We start from the raw sequence: 482 nt of genomic DNA on the forward strand, positions 1-482 counted from the left end.
ACTCAGGGTGGCGGGACCGGTAACACCCAGGGCGGGACCCAGGGCGGCGGGACCGGCAGCACTCAGGGCGGAACCCAGGGCGGTGCCACGGTGCCGGTAGTCCCCACGACGCCTGTCACCTGACGGCACAGCACATCCGCGGTGGAACGGGAAACACCGCGCGTCACACATCACCAGACGCCGAAGTCGATACGACCTGACAGGGAAGAGAGGAAAACAGTTATGCGGCACTCTCGGAGGCAGCAAATAGCGACCGCGATAGCGTCGGCGGCCATGGTGGGAGGCATCATCACCATCGGCGGCCCGGCCTCAGCGGCACCGGTATCGACTCCTTCCGATACGACGACGCAGGCGCACCACCTGTCGCCAGAGAAGCCGAAGCCGTGCAAGCAGCGCAAGAACTGCAAGGTCAGGGGAAACACCCAGGGCGGGACCCAGGGTGGCGGCCGGGGTAACACCCAGGGCGGGACTCAGGGTGGCGG

At 67.2% G+C, this 482-nt stretch carries 1 pseudogene; it reads left to right on the plus strand.

Annotated elements, in window-relative coordinates:
* Positions 1 to 273 precede the first annotated feature (273 nt).
* Positions 274 to 482, plus strand: a pseudogene (locus tag GTW40_RS33430) (hypothetical protein); the annotation flags it as partial.

Source organism: Streptomyces sp. SID4985 (genome assembly GCF_009863025.1).
Classification (GTDB): Bacteria; Actinomycetota; Actinomycetes; order Streptomycetales; family Streptomycetaceae; genus Streptomyces.